Annotated in this window: 15 protein-coding genes; 8 read left to right on the top strand and 7 right to left on the bottom strand. The window is 71.2% G+C overall.

Annotated elements, in window-relative coordinates:
* Positions 1-144: 144 nt before the first annotated feature.
* Both RIU97_RS26590 and RIU97_RS26585 read left to right on the top strand, forming a co-directional pair.
* A complete protein-coding gene (locus tag RIU97_RS26590; protein WP_404960113.1) occupies positions 145-1,545 on the top strand; it encodes an amino acid permease in 1,401 nt (466 codons plus the stop codon).
* Between the two features lie 160 nt (positions 1,546-1,705).
* Positions 1,706-2,362 (top strand): superoxide dismutase, encoded by a 657-nt coding sequence (locus RIU97_RS26585; RefSeq protein WP_030016698.1) that lies wholly within the window; start codon positions 1,706-1,708, stop codon positions 2,360-2,362.
* 128 nt (positions 2,363-2,490) lie between these two features.
* Here the strand turns inward: RIU97_RS26585 and RIU97_RS26580 are convergent, their stop codons facing one another.
* The gene (locus RIU97_RS26580; RefSeq protein WP_388832810.1) at positions 2,491-3,135 is read right to left on the bottom strand and encodes a DsbA family protein; all 645 of its coding nucleotides are present in this window, start codon (positions 3,133-3,135) and stop codon (positions 2,491-2,493) included.
* Positions 3,136-3,272: 137 nt separating this feature from the next.
* On the opposite strand from RIU97_RS26580, the gene pepN (RIU97_RS26575) reads away from it, so the two are divergent.
* Entirely contained in the window at positions 3,273-5,858 is a 2,586-nt protein-coding gene (gene pepN, locus RIU97_RS26575; RefSeq protein WP_404960112.1) for an aminopeptidase N, read from the top strand.
* A 279-nt stretch (positions 5,859-6,137) separates the two neighbouring features.
* Positions 6,138-7,100 (top strand): hypothetical protein, encoded by a 963-nt coding sequence (locus RIU97_RS26570; RefSeq protein WP_404960111.1) that lies wholly within the window; start codon positions 6,138-6,140, stop codon positions 7,098-7,100.
* Here the strand turns inward: RIU97_RS26570 and RIU97_RS26565 are convergent.
* Positions 7,076-7,969, bottom strand: coding sequence for a pyridoxamine 5'-phosphate oxidase family protein (locus RIU97_RS26565; protein ID WP_404960110.1), 894 nt, complete (start codon positions 7,967-7,969; stop codon positions 7,076-7,078). The genes RIU97_RS26570 and RIU97_RS26565 overlap by 25 nt on opposite strands.
* Positions 7,969-8,427 (bottom strand): VOC family protein, encoded by a 459-nt coding sequence (locus RIU97_RS26560; RefSeq protein ID WP_404960109.1) that lies wholly within the window; start codon positions 8,425-8,427, stop codon positions 7,969-7,971. Before RIU97_RS26560 ends, RIU97_RS26565 begins: the two co-directional genes overlap by 1 nt.
* A 133-nt stretch (positions 8,428-8,560) precedes the next feature.
* Between RIU97_RS26560 and RIU97_RS26555 the strand changes: the two genes are divergently transcribed.
* A complete protein-coding gene (locus tag RIU97_RS26555) occupies positions 8,561-9,121 on the top strand; it encodes a CGNR zinc finger domain-containing protein (protein ID WP_404960108.1) in 561 nt (186 codons plus the stop codon).
* A 273-nt stretch (positions 9,122-9,394) separates the two neighbouring features.
* Positions 9,395-12,718 carry a S8 family serine peptidase gene (locus tag RIU97_RS26550; protein ID WP_404960107.1) on the top strand — a complete coding sequence of 1,108 codons (3,324 nt, stop codon included), beginning with the start codon at positions 9,395-9,397 and terminating at the stop codon, positions 12,716-12,718.
* Between the two features lie 86 nt (positions 12,719-12,804).
* Here RIU97_RS26550 and RIU97_RS26545 read toward each other — a convergent pair whose 3' ends face one another.
* Positions 12,805-14,298 carry a M28 family metallopeptidase gene (locus tag RIU97_RS26545; RefSeq protein ID WP_404960106.1) on the bottom strand — a complete coding sequence of 498 codons (1,494 nt, stop codon included), beginning with the start codon at positions 14,296-14,298 and terminating at the stop codon, positions 12,805-12,807.
* A gap of 260 nt (positions 14,299-14,558) precedes the next feature.
* On the opposite strand from RIU97_RS26545, the gene RIU97_RS26540 reads away from it, so the two are divergent.
* Positions 14,559-15,587: an aspartate-semialdehyde dehydrogenase gene (locus RIU97_RS26540; RefSeq protein ID WP_404960104.1), complete on the top strand. Its 1,029-nt coding sequence runs from the start codon at positions 14,559-14,561 to the stop codon at positions 15,585-15,587.
* A gap of 165 nt (positions 15,588-15,752) precedes the next feature.
* Positions 15,753-18,359, top strand: a complete 2,607-nt coding sequence (pepN, locus tag RIU97_RS26535; RefSeq protein WP_404960102.1) for an aminopeptidase N — start codon at positions 15,753-15,755, stop codon at positions 18,357-18,359.
* A gap of 194 nt (positions 18,360-18,553) precedes the next feature.
* Here pepN (RIU97_RS26535) and RIU97_RS26530 read toward each other — a convergent pair whose 3' ends face one another.
* The 3 genes from RIU97_RS26530 to RIU97_RS26520 are packed head-to-tail and all read right to left on the bottom strand — an operon-like array spanning position 18,554 to position 21,373.
* A complete protein-coding gene (locus tag RIU97_RS26530; RefSeq protein WP_404960100.1) occupies positions 18,554-19,453 on the bottom strand; it encodes a LysR family transcriptional regulator in 900 nt (299 codons plus the stop codon).
* Positions 19,454-19,463: 10 nt separating this feature from the next.
* Positions 19,464-20,387 (bottom strand): DMT family transporter, encoded by a 924-nt coding sequence (locus RIU97_RS26525; protein WP_404960099.1) that lies wholly within the window; start codon positions 20,385-20,387, stop codon positions 19,464-19,466.
* A 53-nt stretch (positions 20,388-20,440) separates the two neighbouring features.
* A complete protein-coding gene (locus RIU97_RS26520; protein WP_404960098.1) occupies positions 20,441-21,373 on the bottom strand; it encodes an EamA family transporter in 933 nt (310 codons plus the stop codon).
* Positions 21,374-21,416 lie beyond the last annotated feature (43 nt).

The following is a 21,416-nucleotide window of genomic DNA, read 5'->3' as shown; positions in this document are numbered from 1 at the left end:
TCATCCTGTCGGCAGCGTACGGGGATGATCACGGCCGGTCATCCGGCTGTCCGTATATCGGACGTCGACCATCCGAAGATCGGACAGAGGTGAGACTGGGGCACCTCATCACGTCCCCCCGCACACCGGACAGGCACACCCCCAATGAGCCAGAGCACCCTGACACCCACCGAACCGCCGCAGACCGACGCCGGCTCCCCGCTCGGCAACGGGCTCAAGCAGCGCCACCTCTCGATGATCGCCCTCGGCGGGGTCATCGGCGCCGGGCTCTTCGTCGGCTCCGGAGCCGGCATCGCCGCCGCCGGCCCCTCGATCGTGCTCGCGTACGCCGCGTCCGGGCTGCTCGTGATGTTCGTGATGCGGATGCTCGGCGAGATGTCCGCCGCCAACCCCGCCTCCGGTTCCTTCTCGGTCCACGCGGAGCGGGCGGTCGGCCCCTGGGCGGGATTCACCGCCGGCTGGATGTTCTGGACGCTGCTCTGCGTGGGCGTGGCCATCGAGGGCATCGGCGCGGCGCACATCATGACGGGCTGGTTCCCGGGCACTCCCTCCTGGATGTGGGTGCTGGTCTTCATGGCGGTGTTCTGCGGCTCCAACCTGGCCGCCGTCTCGAACTTCGGCGAGTTCGAGTTCTGGTTCGCCGCCCTCAAGATCGGCGCGATCGCCCTCTTCCTGGGCCTGGGCGTCCTGGCCGTCCTCGGCCTGCTGCCCGGCACCTCCTCCCCCGGCGCCGCCAACCTGCTCCACGACGGCGGCCTGCTGCCCCACGGCGTGGACGGCCTGCTGGTCGGACTGCTGGCCTCGGTCGTCGCGTACGGCGGGCTGGAGACGGTGACCATCGCGGCCGCCGAGTCCGAGAACCCCGTCGCGGGCGTGGCCAAGGCCGTGCGGACCACCATGTGGCGGATCGCGATCGTCTACGTCGGCTCCATGCTGGTCATCGTCACCCTGCTGCCGTGGAACGACCCGGCGGTCACGGCGGACGGCCCGTACGCCGCCACCCTGGACCACCTGGGCATCCCGGCCGCCGGCGAGATCATGAACGTGGTCATCCTGATCGCCCTGATGTCCGCGATGAACGCCAACATCTACGGCTCCTCGCGCATGGCCTACTCCCTCGTCTCCCGCGGCCAGGGCCCCAAGGCGCTGGGGAAGGTCTCGGGCGGGGTGCCGCGCCGGGCGGTGCTCGCCTCCTGCGGCTTCGGCTTCGTCACCGTGCTGCTGTCGTACTGGTACCCGGACACCCTGTTCGCCTGGCTGCTCAACATGGTCGGCGGGGTCATCCTCGTCGTCTGGGGCTTCATCGCCGTCTCGCAGTTCGTGCTGCGCCGGCGGCTGGAGCGGGAGGCCCCCGAGAAGCTCGTCGTGAAGATGTGGGGCTTCCCCTACCTCACCTGGGTGGCGCTGGCCGGGGTGGCCGGGATCCTGGTGCTGATGGCACTGGGCGAGGACACCCGGGTCCAGGTGGTCTTCACCGGCGGGCTCACCGCCGCCCTCGCGGTGACCGGATACGTCATGCAGCGCCGCGCCGCAGCCACGCGCTGACCCACGCTCCACCGCAGGCGGGCCCCGTGCATGCGCACGGGGCCCGCCTGCGTTTTACAGAGGTGACCCTTACATGTGAGGTGGAATAGATACTGCTAGCGTGCAGTTGCGCATTGATTGCAATAAGCAGTTGGCACGCTGAGGGGACCGGATAACACGCATGGCCATCTACACGCTTCCTGAGCTTCCGTACGACTACGCGGCGCTGGAGCCGGTGATCAACCCGCAGATCATCGAGCTGCACCACGACAAGCACCACGCGGCCTACGTCACGGGCGCCAACAACACGCTGGAGCAGCTGGCAGAGGCGCGCGACAAGGAGAACTGGGGCGCCCTCAACGGCCTCGAGAAGAACCTCGCGTTCCACCTCTCCGGCCACATCCTGCACAGCATCTACTGGCACAACATGGCCAGCCCGAAGACCGGCGAGGGCGGCGGCGAGCCCACCGCCGCCGACGGCCTGGGCGATCTGGCCGACGCGATCACCGAGTCCTTCGGCTCCTTCGCGAAGTTCAAGAAGCAGCTGACCTTCGCCTCCTCCGCCACCCAGGGCTCCGGCTGGGGCGTGCTCGCGTACGAGCCCGTCAGCGGCCGTCTGGTCGTCGAGCAGGTCTACGACCACCAGGGCAACGTGGGCGTGGCCAGCACCCCGATCCTGGTCTTCGACGCCTGGGAGCACGCCTTCTACCTGCAGTACAAGAACCAGAAGGTGGACTTCATCGAGGCGATGTGGAACGTCGTCAACTGGCAGGACGTGTCCAAGCGCTACGCCGACGCCAAGGCGAACACCCCGCTGCTGATCCCCGCCAAGGGCTGATCGCAGTACGAGCCCGTCCGCCTCGTGATCGTCTTCTCAACCTTCACCGGCGGGCGTGTCCAGCAGAAGACCCCCGCGAGGACGTGACTCGCGGGGGTCTTCCGTGTCCGAAGGTACGGGCCGGCGGACTACTCGAAGGACGGGCCCTTCGTACGGGTCCGCTTGATCTCGTAGAAGCCGGGCGTGGAGGCGACGAGCAGGGTGCCGTCCCACAGCCGGGCCGCGGCGTCGCCGCGCGGGGTCGGGGTGACGACCGGGCCGAAGAAGGCGACGTCGCCCTCGGCGCCCGGAACCGAGATCACCGGGGTGCCGACCTCCTGGCCCACGCGGTCGATGCCGTCGTTGTGGGAGGCCCGCAGCACCTCGTCGTACTCGTCCGAGTCGGCGTACGCGAGCAGTTCGGCCGGCAGGCCGACCTCGGCCAGCGCCTCGGCGATCACCTCGCGGGTCGGGCCCTTCTCGTCGTTGTGGATGCGGGTGCCGAGTGCGGTGTAGAGCTTGCCGGTGATCTCCTCACCGTGCTTCTGCTGGGCGGCTATCACCACGCGCACCGGAGCCCAGCCCTTGGGGCCGAGCAGCTCGCGGTAGGTCTCGGGCAGCTCGTCGAGCTTGTTCTCGTTGAGGACCGCGAGGCTCATCACGTGCCAGCGGACCTCGACGTCGCGGACCTTCTCGACCTCGACCATCCAGCGGGACGTCATCCAGGCCCAAGGGCAGAGCGGGTCGAACCAGAAGTCGACCGGGGTCTTCTCGCGCACCTGGGTCTCGGTCATGTCTCTCCTCGGTCTCGTCTCAGCGGAAAAGGGCATCACTGGCGCATGTTCTCCGTGGCCAACCAGTACGCCGTCGCACGCATTCCCCTCGTGCGAGGATTCGACCCAAGAACGCGATCACGCACGAAGGAGTGCACGTGCCCGGTGAGAATCTGTCCCGCGACGAGGCCCGCGAGCGGGCCGAACTTCTGTCCGTCGACGGGTACGAGGTGGTCCTCGACATCACGTCCGCGGTGGACGAGGCCGAACCGGCCGAGGGCCCCCGGACCTTCCGTTCGGTGACGACGATCCGCTTCCGGGCCGCGGCCACCGGCAGCTCCACCTTCGCGGACCTGATCGCCCCCTCGGTGAACGCCGTGACCCTCAACGGCCGGGCGCTGGACGTGGCCACCGTCTTCGACGGGGCGCGGATCGCCCTGGACGGGCTGGACGCCGAGAACGTCCTGGTGGTCGACGCGAACTGCGCGTACAGCCGGACCGGCGAGGGCCTCCACCGCTTCGTGGACCCGGAGGACGGCGAGGTCTACCTCTACACCCAGTACGAGCCGGCGGACGCGCGGCGGGTGTACGCGAACTTCGAGCAGCCGGACCTGAAGGCGCCGTACCGCTTCGAGGTGGCCGCCCCCGAGGGCTGGCAGGTGTGGAGCAACGGCGCGGAGGAGTCGCGCGAGGCCGGGGTCTGGCGGTTCGCCGAGACCCGGCCGATCTCCACGTACATCACGTGCGTGGTGGCCGGCCCCTACCACTACGTCACGGACACCTACACGCGCGGGGACCTGACCATCCCGCTGGGCGCGATGTGCCGCAAGGGCCTGGCGAAGCACTTCGACGCGGACGACGTCTTCCTGGTCACCAAGCAGGGCTTCGACCTCTTCCACGAGATCTTCGACTACCCGTACCCCTTCGGGAAGTACGACCAGGCCTTCGTGCCGGAGTACAACCTGGGCGCGATGGAGAACCCGGGGATGGTGACCTTCCGGGAGGAGTACATCTTCCGCGGCAAGGTCACGCAGGCCTCGTACGAGCGGCGCGCGAACGTCATCCTGCACGAGATGGCGCACATGTGGTTCGGCGACCTCGTCACCATGAAGTGGTGGGACGACCTGTGGCTGAAGGAGTCCTTCGCGGACTTCATGGGCTCCTTCGGGCTCGTCGAGGCCACCCGCTTCGACCAGGCGTGGGTGACCTTCGCCAACAACCGCAAGGCGTGGGCCTACCGCGCCGACCAGCTGCCCTCCACGCACCCGATCACGGCCGACATCCGTGACCTGGAGGACGCGAAGCTGAACTTCGACGGCATCACCTACGCCAAGGGCGCGGCGGTGCTCAAGCAGCTCGTGGCGTACGTGGGCCGGGACGCGTTCCTGGAGGGCGCGCGGCGCTACTTCAAGGCCAACGCGTACGGGAACACCACCCTGGACGACCTGCTGTCGGTCCTCGCGGAGGTCTCCGGGCGGGACATGGCCGAGTGGTCGCGGGCCTGGCTGCAGACGGCCGGGGTGAACGCGCTGACCCCGGTGGTGACCTGCGACGCGGGCGGCCGCGTGACCGAACTCGCCGTGGTCCAGGACGGCGACGCGGTGCCCGATCGGCCGACTCCGTCGGCGGGGCGCCCGCACCGGGTCGCGGTCGGCCTGTACCGGCTGGACGCGGACGGCTCGCTGGTGCGGTACGCCCGCGCCGAGGCGGACGTCGCGGGGGCGCGGACGGTCGTCGCCGAGCTGGCCGGGCAGGAGAAGCCCGCCCTCGTGCTCGTCAACGACGAGGACCTCACCTACTGCAAGATCCGCTTCGACGCGGTGTCGCTGGCCACGCTGCGCACGCACCTGGGCTCGGTGGCGGACCCGCTGGCCCGCGCGCTGTGCTGGTCGGCGCTGTGGAACCTGACGCGTGACGCGCTGATGCCGGCGCGGGACTTCGTCTCGCTCGTACTGGCCCACGCGGGCCGGGAGACGGACGTCGGCGTCCTGCAGATGCTGCACTCGCAGGCCTTGGCGGCGGTCACCCACTACGCGGCGCCGGACTGGCGGGAGCAGGGCGGCCGGGTGCTGGCGGCGTGCGCTCTGCAGGAACTGCGGTTCGCCGAGCCGGGGTCGGAGCACCAGCTGACCTGGGCCCGGTTCTTCGCGGCGGGCGCGACGACCGAGGGGGACTTCCAGCTGCTGCTCGGCCTGCTGGACGGCTCGGCCCGGATCGACGGCCTGGAGGTGGACCAGGAGCTGCGCTGGGACTTCCTGCTGCCGCTGGCCGCGCACGGGGCGGTGGACGAGGCCGTGCTCGCCACCGAACTGGCGCGGGACGACACGGCGTCGGGCAAGCGGCACCAGGTGCGGTGCCTGGCGGCGCGGCCGTCGGAGGCCGTGAAGGACCAGGCATGGGCGGCGGTCGTCGAATCGGACGCGCTGTCCAACGCGCTGGTGGAGGCGACGATCGCGGGCATGCAGCAGTCTTCGCAGCGGGGCCTGCTGGCGGCTTACGCGGGGCGCTACTTCGAGGTGATCGAGCGGGTGTGGGCGGACCGGTCGATCCAGATCGCGATGGACGTGGTGAAGGGCCTGTACCCGTCGCTGCAGAGCGACGCGGCCACGCTGGACGCCACTGACGCGTGGCTGTCGGCCCATGCTTCGGCTCCGCCGGCCCTGCGCCGTCTGGTGCTGGAATCCCGTGACGACCTGGCCCGGGCCCTTGCCGCGCAGCGGTGCGACGCGACGGCAGGCAACTAGCCTGCGGCGCCGCTGCTGGGGCTCCGCCCCAGACCCCGCGCCTCAAACGCCGGCGAGGCTGTATTTCAGCCCCGCCGGCGTTTGAGGCACGGGGGTTCGGGGGCGGAGCCACCGCAACGGCGCCGCGCCCGGGCCCCCTTAGCCGCCCCGCGCCGGATCCCCCGACCGGCGGAGCCATCGGCAGTCGAACGCCCGTACTTTAGCCCCAGCTTGTCCGGATTTGTCGACGAGCGTGTAACAGGGGTTAGCAAGGCCATGGCCTGAGGGAATCACCGCGTCATGAACCACAACGCACCCCTCCCCCTCGCCCACCTCACCGGCAGCCGCCCCCGCGTGCTGACCCTCGCCCAGCTGCGCGAGCACGGCGTCACCGCCTCCGACGCCGCCGAGCGGCCCTGGCAGCAGATCCTGCCGGGGGTGTTCCTGCTCCACTCCGGTCCCGCGACCAGCGAGGAGCGGCTGCACGCGGCGCTGCTGTACGCGGGGCGGCGCGGGGCGGGCGAGGCCATGATCACCGGGCTGGCGGCGCTCGCCCTGTACCGGTTCGCCTCCGCGCCCGCGCTGCTCGCCCTCTCGCACATCGACGTGCTGGTGCCCGGGACCCGGCGGCTGCGGTCCACCGGGGACGTGCGGATCGTGCGCGCGCACACCCCGCCCCGCTCCCAGGAGGTGACCGGCCTGCCGGTGGCGCCCGTCGCACGGGCCGTCGCCGACGCCGTCGCCCAGCTCTCCGACGCCGGCACCGTACGCCGCCTGCTCAGCGAGGCCGTCCGCGCCGGGCACTGCGAACCGGCCTCCGTCGTACGGGAGCTGACGGTGGGCCGGCTGCTGAACCGGCCGCACGTGGTCGACGCGGTCGAGTCGCTCCTCGCCGAGGGGCGCGCCATCGCCGAGGACCGGCTGTACCACCTCGTACGGGGCTACGAGCTGCCCGAGCCCGTGTGGAACGTGGACCTGCGGCTGCCCGGCGGCCCGCACCTCGGCGGGGTGGACGCGTTCTGGCCCGAGCAGTCCGTTGCCCTGGAGATCGACACGCGCGCCCCGCGCCAGGGCGAGGACGAGGAGTGGTCGGAGTCCGTCCGCAAGCGGGAGACGCTGGAGCGGCTCGGGGTGACCGTCATCCACATCACCCCGCGCAAGCTGCGCGACTGGCCCGAGCAGCAGGCCGCGGTCGTCCGGACCGCCCTGACGGCGTCCGGCGACCGCGAGCCCGCCGCCTATCTGGTGGTGCTCCCCAGGTGAGGCGAGTACTCCGGGGTGCTCCAGAGCAGCCGCCCCGGATGCAGGCTCTCCACCACCGACTCCACCCGGAAGCGGGTGCGGCGGCTCCCGTCGGCCCCGAACTCCGTCCCGGCCCGGCCGCTCAGCTGGAGGACCGCCCCGCTCTCCCAGTCCGGGAAGAGCAGCCCCGCCCGCGGGTCGGCCGTCAGGTTCCCCAGGGTCAGGAACATGGCGTTGCCCGCGTAGTCCGGCCAGGCCAGCTCGGTGGGCGAGAGCACCTCGACGAAGCCGGGCAGCCCGCCCCTGTGACTGGCGTCGACTCCGTCCGCCTCCGCGGTGGTGGCGACGAAGAAGGTGTCGGCGGCGCGGACGGCCCGTTCCTGACCGGGGGTGAGGGCGGGCCCGCGCCACAGGACGCCTGCTCCCTGCGCGGCGAGCTCCAGGGGCTGCCGTTTCTGCAGGTACTTGGGGCAGTTGGCGAAGACCTGCTCGGCCCGGACCGCGAATCCGCGACCGGTCGTCTCCAGGGTCCCGTTCAGCCTCATCCGGCGCCGGGTGCGCGGGTCGAGCGCGATGGTGCCGACCCGGGTCCCGTCCGTGGCCAGCGCGCCGGCGAGCGGATCGCCCGCCGGCAGTCCGCCGGCGACCGTGATCCGGTCCGGCCCGGTGGCCCGTACGAAGCCCGGCGGACCGGTGAGCAGGGAGGCCCACATGCGCCCCGAGGCGTCGGCCGCGCCGACGACGAGGTGCGGCTGGAGCCCGAGGAAGGCCGCGGCGACGTCCCGGACCCCCGCGCCGATCGAGCGGCCGACGTGCTCGGCGAGCTCGCGCACACCGACCCGCTCCTGCACGGCCAGTGCGCCCCAGTGGTACGCCCGCACCCCGGACATCAGAAGAAGCCGCAGGTCGGTGCGGATTCCACGGGGGCGGGTGCGTGCTCGGCGCCGGCCGGTACGGAGATCTCCAGGCGGGTCCCGTCGGGGTCGTGGAAGAAGATGCCACCGGACGCCGCTCCTTCGCGGTGGGCGACGACGCCGTCGTAGGCGAACTCGACGCCCAGGTCGCGCAGCCGCGCCTCGTACTCCCGCACCTCCTCGATCGCGCCGGCGGAGAGCGCCAGGTGGTGCAGTCCGGCCGCGGCCGGGGCGTACGCCCCGTCGGCCTGCTGCCACAGGGTGAGGACGAGCTCCCCGTCCTGGCCCAGGAAGGCGAAGCGGCGGTCCCGCTCCTTGCCCTCGCCCAGCACCTGGAAGTCGAGGGCGTCCCGGTAGAAGGCGAGCGAACGGTCGAGATCGGTGACGTTGAGGCCCACGTGCCCGGTGCGGAGCCTGCTGATGGCGGTCGTCATGACGGGTCCTTCCCCGAAAGCGGCATGCAAGGATTCCTAACCTTCTAAATAGAGATTAAAGGTTAGGCGGGGAGGCGTCAACCGTTCACGTACTCTTGAGGGGTTAGCGAACCGCCCAGGAGACGAGACGGACATGACGGCGGCGGACCCACGACCCCTGACCGGGGAGCCGGTCGCGCTCGACCTGCTCAACACCCGCTGGATGATCGACGGCGAGCTGCAGGACCTCTTCGCCGGGGCGGCCGGGCTGACCCGCGTGCAGGGGCTCGCGGTCTGGCTGGAGAGCACCGGCCTGGCCGGCCGCTTCCGCGCCGACGCCGCGACCCTCGTCCACCTGCTGACCGCGCGCGAGGCGCTGGCCCGCGCGGTCGCGGACCCGGCCGACGAGAGCGCCCGTACGCTGGTCGACGCCGTGCTGGAACACGGCCGGATCCGTGCCACCCTGACCGCCGAGGGCCCGGGCGAGCGCGCCGAGTTCGACGACCCGACCTGGGGTCCGGCCTGGACGGCGGCCCGGGACTACCTGGAACTGCTGGGCTCCGCGCCCGAGCGGATCCGCAAGTGCGCGTCCGGGACCTGCGTCCTGCACTTCCACGACGTCTCGCGCAACGGCACCCGGCGCTGGTGCTCGATGGCCGCCTGCGGAAACCGGGCGAAGGCCTCGCGCCACTACGCGCGCACGCGCGAGCGCTGAGCGGGCGAAATCTGTCACACCCGGACCGGGGCGCGACCGCGCTCCGGCACCGGCGCATGGCCGCCAAGTCGATAAATCGACTCTCCAGCCCCTGAGGTTCGCACCACTGTGCCCCGGTACGGCCGCGCTGGCGCATACTCCGCACTGGCGAGAGTCCGCCATGACAGGTCTCGGTCAATGACAACTCTCCCCAAAGAGCTGTCGCGTGAGGAAAGCTGACCGGTCACCCGGCACCGAAATCCGGACCGTATCTTTCACTTACCAGGGATGCTGATGACCCTCGAATCCCCCAGCTCCATACCCGGGGCCAGACGCGTCGCCCGCGTCGCGGCCGCGGCCGGTCTGGTCGCCGCCCTCGCGGCCACCGGCGCCGGACCCGTGTTCGCGGCGACCGGCGCGGACAACCCGGGCACCACGCCGGCCGTCAAGTCGGCCGACCAGAAGCTCGGTTCGGCCGACGCCGAGCTGCTCCAGGAGGCCAAGGCCAAGGGTGACGCGAACGTCACCGTCATGGTCGCGACCGCCCCCGGCCAGACCAAGCAGGTGGCCGAACAGCTCGACGCCGTACAGGGCGCCTCGGTGGGCCGGACGTACGACAACCTCGGTTACGTGCGCGCCACCCTGCCCACCGGCAAGGCGGAGGCCGCGCTGAAGGCGGCCGCCAAGCTGTCCTCGGTGCACGGAATCGACCTGCGGCACGAGATCCAGCTGCCGGACCCCCGTCCCGACGCCAAGGGCGAGTCGGGCGCGGTCAAGAAGACCGCCGCCGAGACGTACCCGGCGCCGGACAAGAACACCCCGGCGAAGAACCCGTACAACCCGTCCTTCGAGACGGGCGCGGTCGATTTCGTCAAGAACAACCCGCAGGCCGACGGCCGTGGCGTGACCATCGGCATCATGGACTCGGGTGTCGACCTCGGTCACCCGGCCCTGCAGAAGACCACCACCGGCGAGCGCAAGATCGTCGACTGGGTGACGGCCACCGACCCGATCACCGACGGCGACGCCACCTGGCGCGCCCAGATCACCCCGGTCACCTCCGCCGGCGGCACCTTCACCGCGGGCGGCCAGAGCTGGAAGGCCCCCGAGGGCAACTTCCAGTGGAGCCGGTTCAGCGAGTCGATCACCGCCACCGGCGACATGAAGGGCGACGTCAACCGGGACGGGGACACCACCGACCGGTTCGGCCTGCTCTACGACGTCGCCGCCGGCACCGTCCGCGTCGACACCGACCAGGACGGCGACTTCACGAACAACGAGCCGATGAAGCCGTACAAGGACGGCTACCAGATCGGCTACTTCGGCACGGACAACCCGGCGACCGACGTCGCCGAGCGCATCCCGTTCGTGATCGAGATCCGCAAGGACGTCCCGATGGACCCGCTGGGCGGTGACTGGGTCGGCAAGAAGGCCGACTTCGTCAACGTCGGCATCATCGAGTCCGAGCACGGCACCCACGTCGCCGGCATCACCGCCGCCAACAGCCTCTTCGGCGGCAAGATGAACGGCGAGGCGCCCGGCGCGAAGCTCGTCTCCTCGCGCGCCTGCTCGTGGTCCGGCGGCTGCACCAACATCGCGCTGACCGAGGGCATGATCGACCTGGTCGTCAACCGCGGCGTGGACATCGTCAACATGTCCATCGGCGGTCTGCCGGCGCTGAACGACGGCAACAACGCCCGCTCCGAGCTCTACAAGAACCTCATCGACACCTACGGTGTCCAGCTCGTCATCTCGGCGGGCAACGAGGGCCCCGGTGTCAACACCATCGGCGACCCCGGTCTCGCGGACAAGGTCATCTCCGTGGGCGCGGCGGTCTCCAAGGAGACCTGGGCGGCCAACTACGGCTCCGGCGTGGCCAAGAAGTACAACATGTTCCCCTTCTCCTCGCGCGGTCCGCGTGAGGACGGCGGCTTCACGCCGACCATCACCGCCCCCGGCGCGGCCATCAACACCATCCAGACCTGGCTGCCCGGCGCGCCCGTGAAGGAGGCCGGCTACACCCTGCCGGCCGGTTACGGCATGCTCCAGGGCACCTCGATGTCCTCGCCGCAGGCGGCGGGCGCCAGCGCCCTGCTGATCTCGGCCGCCAAGCAGCAGAACATCAAGCTGACCCCGGCGAGCCTGCGCGTGGCGCTCACCAGCACCGCGAAGAAGATCGACGACGTCCCGGCGCACGCCCAGGGCTCGGGCCTGATCAACGTCCCCGGCGCGTGGGAATCCATCCAGCGCGACGCGAAGGCCAACGAGTTCACCGTCAAGGCGCCGGTCGACACCGCGATCGACCAGTTCCTGAAGACCCCGGGCTTCGGCACCGGCCTCTACGACCGCGAAGGCGGCCTCAAGGTCGGCCAGAAGAAGGTCTACGACGTCGTCGTCACCCGCACCACGGGCGTGAAGTACGGCACCCGGCACAACCTGAGCTGGCGCAACAACGACGGCACCTTCAAGGTCATCGGCGGCTACGACTACGTCACCCTGCCGCTGAACAAGCCCGTCACCATCAAGGTCGAGGCCAAGGCCACCTCGGGCGGCGTCCACAGCGGCATCCTGCAGCTGGACGACGAGACCACCGAGGGCATCGACAAGCAGATCCTGACGACGGTCGTCGCGGCCAGCCCGCTGACCGCGCCGAAGTACACGCTGTCGGACACCTCCTCCGTGCAGCGCAACAGCCACAAGTCGTACTTCGTCACCGTGCCGCAGGGCGCGAAGACGCTGGAGGTCGCCCTCGGCGGTCTCCAGCCGGGCAGCCAGACGCGCTTCATCTCGATCCACCCGTACGGCGTGGGCGTCGAGGACAGCGCGACCACCCAGTGCTACCCGAACTACGACAACCCGGCCAACACCTGCCGCCCCGACCTGCGCTCGTACGCCGAGCCGCAGCCGGGCGTCTGGGAGATCGAGGTCGAGTCGCGCCGTACGTCGCCGCTGCTCGACAACCCGTTCAAGCTCGACGTCTCCGTCCTCGGCGCGGCCTTCGACCCGGCGGTCAAGGTCCTCCCCGAGGTCAAGCAGGGCACCCCGGCGCCGGTCCAGTGGACCGTCAAGAACGACGCCGCGGCCATCTCCGGCGGCAAGCTCAAGGGCGGCCCGCTCGGCTCCGCGAAGGTCGCCAAGCCGACCATCGCGAACGGTGAGACCCAGACCTCCGAGGTCACGATCGGCGAGGGCGTCTCCCGCCTCGACGTCGCCATCGGCAAGGTCTCCGACACCGGTGCGGACCTCGACCTCGAGGTCTACAAGGACGGCGTCAAGGTCGGCTCCTCCGCCGACGGCGACTCCGAGGAGGCCGTGAGCCTGGTCAACCCGGCCGCGGGCACCTACAGCGTCAAGGTCATCGGCTACGCGATCCCGGCCGGCACCACCACGTACGACTACCGCGACGTGTACTTCTCGGCTGCCCTGGGCTCCGTCCAGGTCGACGAGGCCGCCGCGGTGAACCTCGCCAACGGCGCCTCGGCGTCCGTCTCGGCGAACGTCCTGGTCAACAGCGCGGCCCCCGAGGGCCGTCAGTTCTTCGGCCAGGTCCAGCTGCTCAACGCCCGCGGCACCGCCGCCGGCACCGGCAGCGTGCAGATCGAGAAGGTCCTCCCGTAACCCGGTAGGAACCTGAGACGACAGCGGGGGCGGTGCTCGTACGAGCACCGCCCCCGCCTGTCTCCCCCGACCCGCGCGCTACGGGCCTACTTGCCCGGCGAGCGCAGCGACTCGGCGTAGGTGCCGACCGCGTGCGCGATCACGTCCAGGTTGGTGTCGAAGGCCTTGAGGTCCAGGTTCTTCAGGTCGTCGCCCGCCCCGTGGTAGTTCGGGTCGTACGGGGCCCCCGCGGTGCCGCCGTGACGCTTGGCCTGCTCTGCGGTCTTGATGCCCTCGGCGCCGGTGAAGGTACCGCCGGCCGGGATGCCGTTCGCGATGAAGGGGCCGTAGTCGGAGCGGCCGTCGAAGTCACTGCCCTCGTGCGGCTTGCCCTTCTTGTCGAGGAAGCCGTTGATCAGCGCCTCGATCTGCGCCGAGCCCGCCGGGCCGGCGCCCGCGCCCGTCTTGTCGGAGTCGTCGCCGTCGTAGACGAACTGCACCGGGTTCGGCGAGGCGATCATGTCGAAGTTCAGGTAGAGCGCGATGTCCTTCTTCTGCTTCTCGGACAGCTGCGCGACGTAGTGCTCCGAGCCCAGCAGGCCCAGTTCCTCCGCCGACCACCAGGCGAAGCGGACCTTGTTGGCGGGCCCCTTGCCCTTCTTGTCGGCTCCCTCGTCGGCCAGCTTCAGGGCCACCTCCAGCAGACCGGCCGAGCCGGAGCCGTTGTCGTTGATGCCGGGGCCCTCGGGGACCGAGTCCAGGTGCGCGCCGACGGTCACCACCCGGTCGGAGCGGCCGCCCCGGGTCTCGGCGATCACGTTGCGGGTGGTCTTCTTCTCGTGCTCCTGGTCCAGGTCCAGGCGTACGCTCACCTCGCCCCGGGCCGCGGCCGCGGCCAGCGCCTCGCCGTCGGCCAGCGTGATGCCGGCGCTCGGGATGATCCCCTCCTCGGGCGAGGAGAACCCGCCGCGCACCGGGGTGGTGCCGCTGTGGTTGTAGACGATGACGCCGACGGCGCCGGCCGCGGCGGCCGCCCGCTGCTTCTCCACGAAGGTGCAGGCGCCCCGCTTGACCAGGGCGATCTTCCCGGTGAAGGCACCGGCCCGGTAGTCGTCCGCCGTGCAGCCGGGGGTCTCGTCGACCCGCGCGAGGGCGAGCGGGGCGGCCAGGCCGCCGGCCGGGGTGGACTTGGTGAAGGTGAAGGCGGCGGTGGCCAGCTCGCGGCCCCCGGCGCCCTCGGCGCCGCCGAAGACGAAGGTCTTCTCCGTCTTCGTGTGCGCCTCGTAGATGTCGAAGTCCTGGTACGAGACCTGGTACCCGGCCTTCTTCAGGGTGTCGTGCACGTAGGCGGCGGAGGCCGCGTGGCCGGGCGTGCCGGCGGCCCGGTTGCCGCCGTTGGCGTCGGCGATCTGCTGGAACTTCGCCAGGTGGCGGTAGGCGCCGCGGGCGGTGACCTCCTCCACCAGCTCCTTGGCGAGCCTGCCCTCCCGCGGGTGGGCGGCCGCCGGAGTGGCGGTCAGCAGGACGGGTGCGGCGACGGCGGCGGCCGCGAGGGCGGCGAGCGCCGGTATGGACCGGCGGCGGTGGCGGATGGCGCGCACGGTGGATCTCCCCGAGTCGGATGTTCGTTCTGCGGTCGGCCATGTCCGGAATACGGGTCATGGCAGATCGGACGCTAACCGGCTCTGACCTGGCAAAACGAAGGTTCAGCGGCACTGCAACACGCCCGCCACGGACTCGTCACACGCGTTCGCATTCAGGACACCGTCCGTTCCTCGGACAATGGATTGGACAAGGCTCGTGGGGTCGAACGCATGATGGCTTCACGCGCGCCCGCGTCGTACGTACCAAAGGAGTCACCGTGAGGGTCGGAATCGTCGGAGCCACCGGACAGGTCGGCGGAGTCATGCGCGGCATCCTCGCCGAGCGGAAGTTCCCGGTGGACGAGCTGCGGCTGTTCGCCTCGGCCCGTTCCGCGGGCTCCACCCTCGAGTGGGAGGGCCGGGAGATCACCATCGAGGACGCGTCCACGGCCGACTACGCGGGCCTGGACATCGTGCTCTTCTCCGCGGGCGGCGCCACCTCCAAGGCCCTGGCCGAGAAGGTCGCCTCGCAGGGCGCCGTCGTGATCGACAACTCCTCCGCCTGGCGCAAGGACCCCGAGGTCCCCCTCGTCGTCTCCGAGGTCAACCCGCACGCGATCAAGAACCGCCCCAAGGGCATCATCGCGAACCCGAACTGCACCACCATGGCCGCGATGCCGGTGCTGCGCCCGCTGCACGACGAGGCCGGCCTGTCCGCGCTGATCGCCACCACCTACCAGGCCGTGTCCGGCTCGGGCCTGGCCGGCGTCGCCGAGCTGCGCACCCAGGCCTGCGCGGTGTCCGAGGCCGCCGACCAGCTGACCTTCGACGGCGGCGCGGTGGACTTCCCGGAGCCGGCCGTCTACAAGCGCCCCATCGCCTACAACGTCGTCCCGCTCGCGGGCTCGATCGTCGACGACGGCTCCTTCGAGACCGACGAGGAGCAGAAGCTCCGCAACGAGTCCCGCAAGATCCTGGAGATCCCGGAGCTCAAGGTCTCGGGCACCTGCGTGCGCGTGCCGGTCTTCTCCGGCCACTCCCTCCAGATCAACGCCCGCTTCGACCGACCGATCAGCGTCGAGCGTGCCTACGAGCTCCTCAAGGAAGCCCCCGGCGTCGAGCTGTCGGAGATCCCGACCCCCCTCCAGGCCGCCGGCAAGGACGCCTCGTACGTGGGCCGCATCCGCTCCGACGAGACGGTGGAGAACGGCCTCGCGCTGTTCCTCTCGAACGACAACCTCCGCAAGGGCGCGGCCCTGAACGCGGTCCAGATCGCGGAGCTCGTCGCGGAGGAGCTCCGCGGCTGACGCCGCCCGCACGGGGAAGGGGAGGAAGCCCGCACGGCTTCCTCCCCTTTCGCCGTATCCGGCCGGTTTCCGCCCCCCGTGTTCGCCGGTGGATTACTCCGCGCCGGTGACGCTCCCCTCGTGGAAGGATGACGGGGCAACGTCACCATCGAAGGAGATGACCGCGTGCCAGGCACGAATCTCACCCGTGAAGAGGCTCAGCAGCGGGCGAAGCTGCTCACCGTCGACTCCTACGAGATCGAACTCGATCTCAGCGGAGCGCAGGAGGGTGGCACCTACCCGTCCGTGACCACCGTGCGCTTCCAGTCGGCCGAGGCCGGGGCCGAGACCTTCATCGACCTGGTCGCACCGGCCGTGCACGAGGTGGTCCTCAACGGCAGGTCGCTCGATGTCGCGGCGGTCTTCCGGGACTCCCGGATCGCACTGGCCCATCTGACGGCCGGGGCCAACGAGCTCCGGGTCGTCGCGGACTGCGCGTACACGAACACCGGCGAGGGCCTGCACCGCTTCGTGGACCCGGTCGACCAGCAGGCCTACCTCTACACCCAGTTCGAGGTGCCGGACGCGCGGCGGGTCTTCGCCAGCTTCGAGCAGCCCGACCTGAAGGCCACGTTCCAGTTCACCGTGACGGCCCCCGAGGGCTGGACGGTCGTCTCGAACTCCCCGCGCGACATCTCCGAGGGGGCCGAGGCCGCGGACGTCAAGGACAACGTCTGGCGCTTCGAGCCGACCCCGCGCATCTCCTCGTACATCACGGCGCTCATCGTCGGCCCGTACCACGCGGTGCACAGCTCGTACGAGGGCAAGGACGGCCAGTCCGTGCCGCTCGGCATCTACTGCCGGCCCTCGCTCGCCGAGTTCCTCGACGCGGACGCGATCTTCGACGTGACCCGGCAGGGCTTCGACTGGTTCCAGGAGAAGTTCGCCTACGACTACCCCTTCGCCAAGTACGACCAGCTCTTCGTCCCCGAGTTCAACGCGGGCGCCATGGAGAACGCGGGCGCGGTCACCATCCGCGACCAGTACGTCTTCCGCTCGAAGGTGACGGACGCGGCGTACGAGGTGCGCGCGGAGACGATCCTCCACGAGCTCGCGCACATGTGGTTCGGCGACCTGGTCACCATGGAGTGGTGGAACGACCTGTGGCTGAACGAGTCCTTCGCCACGTACACGTCGATCGCCTGCCAGGCGTACGCCGAGGGCTCGAAGTGGCCGCACGCGTGGACCACGTTCGCCAACTCCATGAAGACGTGGGCGTACCGGCAGGACCAGCTGCCGTCCACGCACCCGATCATGGCGGACATCCGTGACCTCGACGACGTCTTGGTCAACTTCGACGGCATCACGTACGCCAAGGGCGCCTCGGTGCTCAAGCAGCTCGTCGCCTACGTCGGCATGGACGCCTTCTTCAAGGGCGTGCAGGCGTACTTCAAGGCGCACGCCTTCGGGAACACCCGCCTGTCCGACCTGCTGGGCGCCCTGGAGGAGACCTCGGGCCGCGACCTGACCGCCTGGTCGAAGGCGTGGCTGGAGACGGCCGGCATCAACATCCTGCGCCCGGAGATCACCACCGGCGCGGACGGCCTGATCACCGCCTTCGGCATCCGCCAGGAGGCGCCCGCGCTGCCCGCCGGCGCCAAGGGCGAGTCCACCCTGCGCCCGCACCGCATCGCGGTCGGCCTGTACGAGCTCCAGGACGGCGCCCTCGTGCGCACCGACCGGATCGAGCTGGACATCGACGGCGCGCTCACCACGGTGCCGGAGCTCGTCGGCCGGGCCCGCCCGGCGGTCGTCCTGCTGAACGACGACGACCTGTCGTACGCGAAGGTCCGCCTCGACGAGGAGTCCCTCGCCACGGTCACGGCGCACATCGGCGACTTCGCGGAGTCCCTGCCGCGCGCGCTGTGCTGGGCCTCCGCCTGGGACATGACGCGGGACGGCGAGCTCGCCACCCGCGACTACCTCGCGCTGGTCCTCTCGGGCATCGGCAAGGAGTCCGACATCGGCGTCGTCCAGTCGCTGCACCGCCAGGTGAAGCTGGCCGTGGACCTGTACGCCGACCCGGCGTGGCGGGAGCAGGGCCTGGCGGCCTGGACCGAGGCCACCCTGGAGCACCTGCGTGCGGCGGCACCGGGCAGCGACCACCAGCTGGCGTGGGCACGGGCCTTCGCCGCCACGGCCCGCACCGAGGGGCAGCTGACCTACCTGTCGGCGCTGCTCGACGGCGCGGCGGAGATCGAGGGCCTGGCCGTCGACACCGAGCTGCGGTGGGCGTTCCTGGAGCGCCTCGTCGCCACGGGCGTCCTGGACGAGCCGGCCATCGCGGCGGAGCTGGACCGGGACCCCACGGCGGCCGGCGAGCGCCACGCGGCGACCGCGCGGGCGGCGCGGCCGACGGCGGAGGCCAAGGCTCTGGCGTGGGCCTCGGTCGTGGAGTCCGCGGACCTCCCCAACGCCGTGCAGGAGGCCGTGATCGGCGGCTTCGTCCAGACCGACCAGCGCGAGCTGCTGGCCCCGTACATCGCGCAGTACTTCGCGGCGGTCAAGGAGGTCTGGGACACGCGCAGCCACGAGATCGCCCAGCAGATCGCGGTGGGCCTGTACCCGACGCTCCAGGTCTCTGCGGACACCCTGGACGCGACGGACGCGTGGCTGGCCTCGGCCGAGCCGAACGCGGCCCTGCGCCGCCTGGTCTCGGAGTCCCGCGCGGGCGTCGAACGCGCCCTGAAGGCCCAGTCGGCCGACGCCGCCGCCGCTGCCGCTCAGGTCTAACGGGCCCCCGGCCTCCGCCCGCACCCGCGGAAGCAACGCCTCCCGCGGGTGCGGCGCCGTTTCCGGGGGGCCAGCCCCCGGACCCCCGCGCCTCAAACGCCGGCGGGGCTGTATTTGAGCCCCTCCGGCGATTGAGGAGCGGGGTCCGGGGCGGAGCCCCAGGACGGGGTCCGGGCGGAGCCCGCAGCCCGCGCTCAGGGTGCGGCGGCGACGGCGCGCAGGGCGGCCAACACGTGGGACAGGGCGGGCGCGGATTCGGCGCCCCGCCGGACCGCGGCGATCACATGCCGCGTCGGCCGGTCCCGCGACAGCACCCGCACCGCCACCCCCGACGCCCGGCTCGACACCATGCGCGGGACCAGCGCCACCCCCATCCCCGCCTCGACCATGGCCAGGATCGCCGTCCAGCCGGAGGCCGAGTGCGCCTGTTCCGGGACGAAGCCCGCCGCCTCGCACGCGGTGCGGGTGATCTCCGACCAGGGGCCGCTGCCCCCGTAGATCCACCGGTCGCCGGACAGGTCCGCCAGCCGAAGCCCCGCCGCGCCCGCCAGCGGATGCCCCGGCGGGAGCGCCACGTCCAGCGGGTCCTCCAGGAGCGTCACCCGGGTGAACCGGGCGTCCCGCGCGGTCGGCGCATGGGCCGCCAGCGACAGCGCCAGGTCGACGCCCCCGGCCGACAGGAGCTCGTACGACTCCGCCGCCTCGGCCTCCCGGACCCGTACCTCCACCCCCGGACGGGTCGTGCGCAGCGCTGCCACCGCCGGGACCACGAGTGCCGGAACGGCCGTGGAGAAGGCGCCGACCCGTACCTCCCCCGCGTCCCCGGCCAGATACCCGGCCAGCTCCGCGTCGGCCGCCTCCAGCTGTGCGAACACCGCCTCCGCGTGCCGCAGGACGAGGTGGGCCGCGTCGGTGAGGCGGACCCGCCGGCCCTCGGCCTCCAGCAGGGTCACCCCCAGCTGCCGGGCGAGGTTCGTCAGCTGCTGCGAAACGGCCGAGGGCGTCATGTGCAGCGCCTCGGCCGTCGCGGTCACGGTCCCCTGTTCGGCGAGGGCCCGCAGGATCCGCAGCTTCTTGATGTCCCACTCGGTCATGGGCCCGAACCTACCGCCGGGCACCGAGCCCGACACCGCCCAGGATCAGTGCCATGCAGAGCAGTTGCGCGGGGCCGGTCTGCTCGCCCAGCAGCAGGAAGCCGAGCCCCGCCACGCACACCGGCTGGAGGTAGTAGACGACTCCGGCGCGGGCCGCCCCGATGATCGAGATCGCCTTGTTCCAGGCGAAGAAGGCGACGGCCGAGGAGAACACCCCGACGTACAGCAGCGGGCCCACGGTCCCGGTGGTGATGTCGAAGCCGCCCTGGACGGAGACGGAGACGGCGTAGACGGGTGCCAGCATCAGCGCGCCGAGCACGAAGGTGGTGATCAGGAAGGCGAGTCCGCCCAGTTCGGCGGGCTTGCGCCGCAGCAGGGCGCTGTACGTGGCGAAGGAGAGGGCGGCGCCGAACATCCACAGGTCGCCGGCGCCGAAGTCGAATCCGAGGGAGCCGTCACCGACGAGGAGCAGCACGCCGAAGGCGGCGAGCAGCATTCCGAAGGTCCGCCGGGGGCCGAGCCGTTCGCCGCCGAGGCGGGCGTAGAGCGCCATGATGACGGGCGAGGCGGCCATGATCATGCCCATGTTGGAGGCGGAGGTGGTCAGTCCGGCCTGGTGCACGAGCGTGTTGTAGAGGGCGACGCCGAACAGCGAGGCGAGGGCGATGTAGCCGAAGTGCCGCCGGATCAGGGCCCGCTGCTGCCAGGCCTGGCGGGCGGCGAAGGGGGCGACGGCGATCAGGGCGATGATCCAGCGCCAGAAGACCGCCTGGACGGGCGGGACGGTCTCGGCCATTCCCCGGGTGGCCACGAAGCTGCCGGACCAGACGACCGTCGCGGTCAGGGCGAGCAGGACGCCGAGTCCGGCGGCGCCCTTCTTCGCCGTGCTGCCGGGCTCGGCGTGCGAAACGGTACGGACGCGGTCGCGGTCCATGACGGCCACTGTGTGTCTCCCCCTCGGAGTCGGTCGGGCTCTGTGTCGTCGGACTACCGTCGCACCCTCTCATCGGTCAGGTCCATCGAAATGTTTTGATTGTTCTGTTCAGTAGAACTGAAAGGTCGCGGCTGGCGGGCGGCCGCCAGCTGACCGGCGACGGTGGCCCCGAAGGCGATCGCCATGCCCACGAGCTGTACGGGCGACAGAGCCTGGCCGAGGGCGGCCCAGCCGATGACGGCGGCGGTGAGCGGGGAGAGCGGTCCGAGCAGGGTGACCGAGGTGGCGGTGAGCTGTCCGATGCCGCGGAACCAGAGCCAGTACGCGATACCGGTGTTGATCAGCATCATGTAGCCGTAGCCGAGGAGGGCCTTGCCGTCGAGCGCGGGCGGGGCTCCCTCGACGAGGGCGGCGACCGGGATGATGAACAGCCCGCCGGCGGTGAGCTGCCAGCCGGTCATCGCCAGCGGGCCGACGCCTTCGGGGCGGCCCCAGCGCTTGGTCATGACGGTGCCCGCACCCATCGAGGCGGAGGAGATCACGCCGGCGATGACGCCGACGGCGTCGAGTCCCGCCTCGGCGGTGAGGACGACCATGCTCACGCCGAACGCCCCCACGACGGCCGCCAGTACGGTGCGCAGGCTCGCCCGCTCCCCGAGGACGAGGGCGGCGAGTCCTACGACGAACAGCGGGCCGGCGGCGCCCAGTACGGCGGCGACACCGCCGGGGAGCCGGTAGGCGGAGAGGAAGAGGAGCGGGAAGAAGGCGCCGATGTTGAGGATGCCGAGGACGGCGGACTTCCACCACCACTCGCCCTTGGGCAGGGTGCGGGCCAGGGCGGTCAGCAGCAGGCCGGCGGGCAGGGCCCGCATGACCCCGGTGAACAGCGGCCGGTCGGGCGGTAGCAGTTCGGTGGCCACGGCGTAGGTGGAGCCCCAGGAGATGGGGGCGAGGGCGGTCAGGGCGACGGTGGCGAAGCGCTTCATGGCGGGTGGCTCCTCGATCGGGTGAGGAAGGCGGGACCGGGCG

This window comes from Streptomyces sp. 147326 (genome assembly GCF_045000215.1).
Classification (GTDB): Bacteria; Actinomycetota; Actinomycetes; order Streptomycetales; family Streptomycetaceae; genus Streptomyces.
The sequence above is the reverse complement of the archived record's forward strand: the minus strand, read 5'-3'. Positions and strand labels throughout refer to the sequence as shown.